Raw genomic sequence first — 6295 nt, 5'->3', positions numbered from 1 at the left:
GTGCAGGGGCTGACGCCTTTCGTCGATGGCGCACGGTTGCTGGCATTGGCYCACGGCATCGAGACCAACAATACCCTGGATCGATTTCGCCAACTGGTAGCCAAGGAGATCATTCAGCCGCTGGACGGTGCGGCGTATGAAGAGGCGTACCACTTCATTCAGCAAACCCGTATGCAGCAGCATCAGTTACAGACCMGGGAGAACTTGCCCTATTCCAACCGGGTCGATCCGGACAGCCTCAATCATCTGGACCGACGGATCCTGCGTGAATCCCTGCGCCAGGCGCAACGCCTGCAAAGCAGCCTGACCCTGCGGTATCAGCTATGAGCCTGTTTTCATGGCTGCGCCCGGTCACCCCGATCCTGACAGACGAATGGCAACAACGTTTGCAGCGCTTGCCAGCGGTGACCGACCTGGGTGAATGCAGCCTGCGCGAACAGCGTTGGGTGGTGCTCGACCTGGAAACCACCGGGTTGAACCTGAACAAGGACCGGGTGTTGTCCATCGGCGCAGTGGTGATTGAAGACGGCGCCATCGACTTCAGCCAGCAGTTCGAACGCACGCTGCGATGCGCCGACTTGAAGCTCGCTCCCAGCGTGCTGATTCATGGGTTGGGCCCAAGCGCTATTGCAGCCGGAAGCGACCCGGCGCAAGCCTTGCTCGAATTCATGGAGTTCGTCGGCGACAGCCCGGTGCTGGCGTTCCATGCCCCCTTCGATCAGCACATGCTCGGCCGAGCACTGAAAGACCACTTGGGCTACAAGTTGACCCATCCGTTTCTGGATGTGGCAGACATCGCCCCGCTGCTGTGCCCACAAGCTCACATTCGAGACGCCGGGCTGGACAAGTGGATCGACTGGTTCAAACTGGAAGTGTTCGAGCGACATAACGCCAGTGCCGACGCCTTGGCGACGGCCGAATTGGCATTGATCCTGTTCAGCCGAGCGCGGCAGCAGCAGATTCATAGCCCGCTGAACCTGCAACAGCGGCTGAGTCAGTGGAAACGCCGGAAGCACGCCCCCTCCTTCTAAATATCCAGTGACTGCTCTGACGCCATCGCGGGCAAGGGTGACCGAGTACCCCTGTGGGAGCGTGGCTTGCCCGCGATGAACGATGACGCGATCAAGCTGAATCCATACAGCACAATCCACCCGACCAGCGCCAATTGCTTACCGTCCCCGCCTCTGCGACAATCGCGAACAATTCTCGTTAGTTAACACTTCCCAATCGGTGATGCTGCGTGTCGTCAATCCAAAGCCCCCACAGTGAGCTCGTTGGTGCGTTATATCGCGACCATCGCGGTTGGCTATTGGCCTGGCTGCGACGCAACGTGGCTTGCCCGCAACGTGCCGAAGACCTGAGTCAGGACACTTTTGTGCGATTGCTGGGGCGGGATGAACTGAAAGAGCCTCGTGAGCCACGGGCGTTTCTGGTGGCGATTGCCAAAGGCCTGCTGTTCGACTATTTCCGCCGCGCCGCGCTGGAACAGGCCTACCTCGCCGAACTGATGCTGATCCCAGAAGGCGAACAACCGTCGGTCGAGGAGCAGCAGATGATCCTCGAAGACCTCAAAGCCATCGACCGCCTGCTCGGTCAGCTGTCGAGCAAGGCCCGGGCCGCGTTTCTCTATAACCGCCTCGACGGCCTCGGTCATGCCGAAATCGCCCAGCGACTGGGCGTCTCGGTGCCGCGTGTTCGGCAATACCTGGCCCAGGGAATTCGTCAGTGCTACATCGCGTTGTACGGTGAACCGGTATGAACCCGGTCAGCTCCAAGCCGGTATCGGCCAAGGTGCTGGATGCGGCGATTGAGTGGCAATTGTCCCTGGACTCCGGCAATCCGGTGGAGCGCGAAGCGTTCAGTCAATGGCACGCAGCCCACGAGGAACATGCCCGAGCCTGGCGCCAATTGGGCATGCTCGACCAGCGCTTCAGCGTTGCCAACGGCCCGGCCCGTACGGCGTTGTTGCAATCGCGTGAAAGCATTCGCCGCCGCGTGCGCAAACTGGGCAGCGGCGTGGCCAGCGTTGTCGCGGTGATCGGGCTGGCCCTGTTTGCCGGTGAGCGTTATCTACCTCTGGACTACTGGCTGGCAGACCAGCGCACCGCGACCGGTGAGCAGCGTACCCTGCGCCTGGCAGACGGTACGCTGATCAACCTCAATACCCACAGCGCTGTGGACATCCGTTTTGATGAGAAGCAGCGGCGGATCATCCTTCAAGAAGGCGAAATCCTCGTCGAGACCGGTCATGGTGATACCCGGCCGTTTATCGTCGAAACCCGCGAAGGCAGCATGCAAGCGCTAGGGACGCTCTTTCTGGTCAAGCGCGAGGAACAAGGCACGCGTCTGAGTGTGTTGAAGTCCGCGGTGGCGGCGCATCCGCAAGCGAGTTCCGAGGAACAGATTCTGCACGAAGGTCAGCAAGTGCTGATGCGCAGCAATGGCCTGGGGCCGGTTGTCGCCGTCGACCTAGGCGCCGATGCCTGGACCCGCGGCATGCTGGTGGTCGACAACGCTCGCCTGGAAGACCTGGTGCAGGAGCTCTCTCGTTATCGGCACGGGTATTTGGGCGTAGCACCGGAGATTGCCGACCTGCGCATTACCGGCAGTTTTCCACTGCACGACACCGACAAGGCCCTGAGCGCCTTGTTGCCAACCCTGCCGGTGCAGATTGAACAGTACACACCGTGGTGGGTGACGGTGGCGAAGACTGACGCCTGGAAGTGATCGTTCCCACGCTCCGGCGTGGGAATGCAGCCCGTGACGCTCCGCGTCACATATCGAAGCGGACGCAGAGCGTCCATTGAGGCATTCCCACGCGGAGCGTGGGAACGATCAGCTTCCAATTGCTGAATCTAAATTATTTTCATCCAGCTCTATCACTTTTTGAATCTCGTACGGCACCTAAGCAATTGAGAAATATTTCCATTCAGGAGCCGCTGCATGCCCCGTTCGCTCTACACCTTGTTGCGCCCCAGCTTGCTGGCTGTCGCCATTGCCTTTTGCACGCCTTTGGCCAGTAGCCAACTGATCGCCGCTGAACAAGCCTCCAGCGTTCGCGCCTACAACCTGCCGGCCGCACCGTTGGCCAGCACCCTGAACCAGATCGCGAGCCAGGCCGGTCTGGCGCTGTCGTTGAATCCATCGCTGGCCGCAGGCAAGTCCTCGGCACCGGTAAAGGGCCAGTTCGACGCTGCCGGCGCCCTGCGTGAAGCCTTGCGCGGCACGGGTCTGCAATTGGAACAAAGCAGCGCCGACACCTACAGCCTGGTCGCCATTCCCGAGGGCGTACTGGCCCTGCCGGAAACCGCCGTCATCGGAGTGGACAATGGCGAAACCGCCTGGAGCCCGGTAGAAGGCTACCTGGCCACTCGCACTGCTGCCGGCACCAAGACCGATACAGCGCTCGTCGACGTACCGCGTTCGATTTCGGTCGTTACCCGCGACCAGATGGACGATCGCAATGTGCAAAACCTCGATGACGCCGTGCGCTACATGCCCGGTGTCACCGCCAGCAGTTACGGCAGCGACACCCGCGCCGATTGGCTGCGCGTTCGCGGTTTTGAACCAACCCAGTTCCTCGACGGCCTGCCTCTGCCCAAAGGCGTGTACGCCAACCCGAAACAGGAAACCTGGAACCTCGATCGCCTGTCCGTACTGCGCGGCCCGGCTTCCTCGGTTTATGGCCAAACCCCGCCGGGCGGCCTGCTGGACATGGTCAGCCGCCGTCCAACGGCTATAGAGAACAACGAGATCGATGTGCAATACGGCAGCGACAATTATCGTCAGATCAACTTCGCCAACACCGGCAAGATTGATGACGAAGGCCAGTTTCTTTACAGCCTCAGCGGTGTAGCGCGCGACGCCGGCACGCAGATCGACCATGTCGACAACAAGCGCTACAACATCGCACCCAGCCTGACCTGGATCATCGACCCGGACACCCAGTTCACCTTGCTGACGCAATTCACCCGCGACGATACCGGCATCACCAGCCAGTTCCTGCCGGTGCAAGGCACTAAAATCGACATGCCGTTCGGTGATATTTCACATCACAAGAACCTTGGCGATCCGGACTGGGAATACTACGACCGCACCTACTACGCGCTGGGCTATGCGTTCGAACATCGTCTGAACGACGTCTGGCAGTTCAAGCAGAACCTGCGTTACACCAAGTCCGACCTGTCATTCCAGGCCATCACCGTCGGCGCATATCCGTTTACCCAGGTTGATGATGCGGGCAACGTTGGCCGCACCACCACCAGCACCGATGAAGACATCAGCCAATTCGCCGTGGATAACAACTTCCAGGCGGACTTCGCGACGGGCGACGTGCGTCACACCGTGCTGCTGGGTCTCGACCACCAGCGCAGCAATACCAACTACCTCTCCATCTTCGGCAGCGCGCCGCCGACCAACGTCAACAACCCGATCTACGGATTGCCGATCGAGCGTCCGGACCGTTCCACCGCGTTCTACGATTACGACCAGAAGACCTACCAGACCGGCCTGTACGCGCAGGATCAGATGGTCCTCGACCATTGGCTCGTGACCCTCGGCGGACGTGAAGACTGGGTGCATACCGGCACCAAGTTCTTCAACAAAGGCGATTCCACCAACACCGAACGCGACAAGAACTTCAGCGGCAACGCGGCGATCAGCTATGTGTTTGACTCAGGCTTTGTGCCGTACCTGTCGTACACCGAGTCTTTCCAGCCCACGACCGGTGCATCAGCCTCGGCCACCGAATCGTTCAAMCCCACCGAAGGTAATCAGTGGGAACTGGGTATCAAGTACCAACCACCCGGCAGCGACACCCTGCTGACCGCAGCAATCTATGACCTGACCCAGAAAAACGTTTCGGTCACCACCAACGTCGGCGGTACGTCGATCACCAGCCAGACCGGCGAAGTCAAAGTCAAAGGCCTGGAGCTGGAAGCGGTTTCCGACGTCAACGAGAACCTCAAGCTCATCGCGGCGTACACCCTGGCCAAATCCGAAGTACAAGATGGCGAATTCAAGGGCAATCGCCTGCAACTGATGCCTAACCAACAGGCATCGCTGTGGGCTGATTACACCTGGCACAACGGCGTACTGGACGGCTTCGGCGTAGGTGCCGGCGCTCGCTATACCGGCAATACCTATGGCGATCAGGCCAACACCGAGCTGGGCAAAGCAGATGCCTACACGGTGTTCGATGCGGCCGTTCACTACGACCTCGGTCGTCTGGACAACAGCCTGAAAGGCGCGTCGCTGGCCTTGAACGCCACCAACGTGTTCGACAAGGACTACATTTCCACTTGTGACAGTTTCTACTGCTACTACGGTGACCAGCGCAGCGTCATCGCCAGTGCATCCTACAAGTGGTAATCGTCTGAGCTGACATACCCCAACACCAGGCCGTCCTCTTCCGGGCGGCTTTGGTATTTCTGAAGGCCTGGAAATGAAAAGCAAAACAATTCGTCGCTGGTCCTTTGTCCACACCTGGACCAGCCTGATTTGCACGGTCTTTTTGCTGATGCTGGCATTGACCGGTCTGCCGTTGATCTTCCACCACGAGATCGACCACCTGCTGGGCGATGCCCCCGAGTTGAAGCAAATGCCGGCGGACACACCAATGCTCGATTTGCAGCAGTTGGTGCTGGCGGCTGAAAAGCACCGTCCTGGCGAGGTCATGCAGTATTTCGGTTTTGATGAAGATGAGCCCAACGGCGCCTTTGCAATCATGGCCGCGACCGCCGGTGCCGAGCCGAATTCGTCACACACCTTCATGCTCGACGCCCGCACCGGCGAAGCTCTGGAAATGCCATCGGCCAACGGTGGCCTCATGATGATCATGCTGCGCCTGCATGTGGACATGTTTGCCGGCCTGCCGGGCAAGTTGTTCCTGGCGTTCATGGGACTGTTGTTTGTGGTCGCCATCATTTCCGGGGCGGTGCTGTATTTGCCGTTCATGCGCCGCTTGAAGTTCGCCACCGTGCGCCAGGACAAATCCACCCGCCTGCGTTGGCTTGACCTGCACAATCTGATCGGGGTGGTCACACTGACCTGGGCACTGGTCGTTGGCGTGACAGGCGTTATCAGCGCCTGCGCCGACCTGCTGATTGCCGCGTGGCGCTATGAAAGCCTGAACGCGATGGTCGCGCCGTACCGCGACGTGCCACCCCTGACGCAACTCGCACCGGCGACCCGTCTGTTCGACATTGCCAAGGAGGTTGCGCCGGACATGACGCCCGACTTCATCGCCTTCCCCGGTACGCGGTTTTCCAGCGAGCACCATTACGCTGTATTCATG

The 6295-nt window shown here is 59.9% G+C and carries 6 protein-coding genes; all 6 read left to right on the top strand.

Annotated elements, in window-relative coordinates:
* On the top strand, positions 1-327 hold a 327-nt coding region (locus AC1DSG_RS26050; RefSeq protein ID WP_477793459.1), incomplete at its 5' end, for a putative nucleotidyltransferase substrate binding domain-containing protein.
* Positions 324-1031 (top strand): 3'-5' exonuclease, encoded by a 708-nt coding sequence (locus tag AC1DSG_RS26045; protein ID WP_477793458.1) that lies wholly within the window; start codon positions 324-326, stop codon positions 1029-1031. The genes AC1DSG_RS26050 and AC1DSG_RS26045, both read left to right, overlap by 4 nt.
* 209 nt (positions 1032-1240) lie before the next feature.
* Positions 1241-1759 (top strand): RNA polymerase sigma factor, encoded by a 519-nt coding sequence (locus tag AC1DSG_RS26040; RefSeq protein WP_477793457.1) that lies wholly within the window; start codon positions 1241-1243, stop codon positions 1757-1759.
* A complete protein-coding gene (locus AC1DSG_RS26035; protein WP_477793456.1) occupies positions 1756-2727 on the top strand; it encodes a FecR domain-containing protein in 972 nt (323 codons plus the stop codon). The genes AC1DSG_RS26040 and AC1DSG_RS26035 overlap by 4 nt, the downstream gene beginning before the upstream one ends.
* A gap of 216 nt (positions 2728-2943) precedes the next feature.
* Positions 2944-5370, top strand: a complete 2427-nt coding sequence (locus AC1DSG_RS26030) for a TonB-dependent siderophore receptor (protein ID WP_477793455.1) — start codon at positions 2944-2946, stop codon at positions 5368-5370.
* 73 nt (positions 5371-5443) lie between these two features.
* On the top strand, positions 5444-6295 hold an 852-nt coding region (locus tag AC1DSG_RS26025; RefSeq protein WP_477793454.1), incomplete at its 3' end, for a PepSY-associated TM helix domain-containing protein.

The sequence above is a fragment of the Pseudomonas sp. P5_A12 genome (assembly GCF_056400685.1).
This window is presented reverse-complemented; position numbering and strand designations above follow the sequence as displayed.

What these genes read in the sequence shown, in the direction of transcription:
- AC1DSG_RS26045 (WP_477793458.1), top strand. Translation starts at nt 324, where the DNA reads ATGAGCCTGTTTTCATGGCTGCGCCCGGTCACCCCGATCCTGACAGAC.
- AC1DSG_RS26035 (WP_477793456.1), top strand. Translation starts at nt 1,756, where the DNA reads ATGAACCCGGTCAGCTCCAAGCCGGTATCGGCCAAGGTGCTGGATGCG.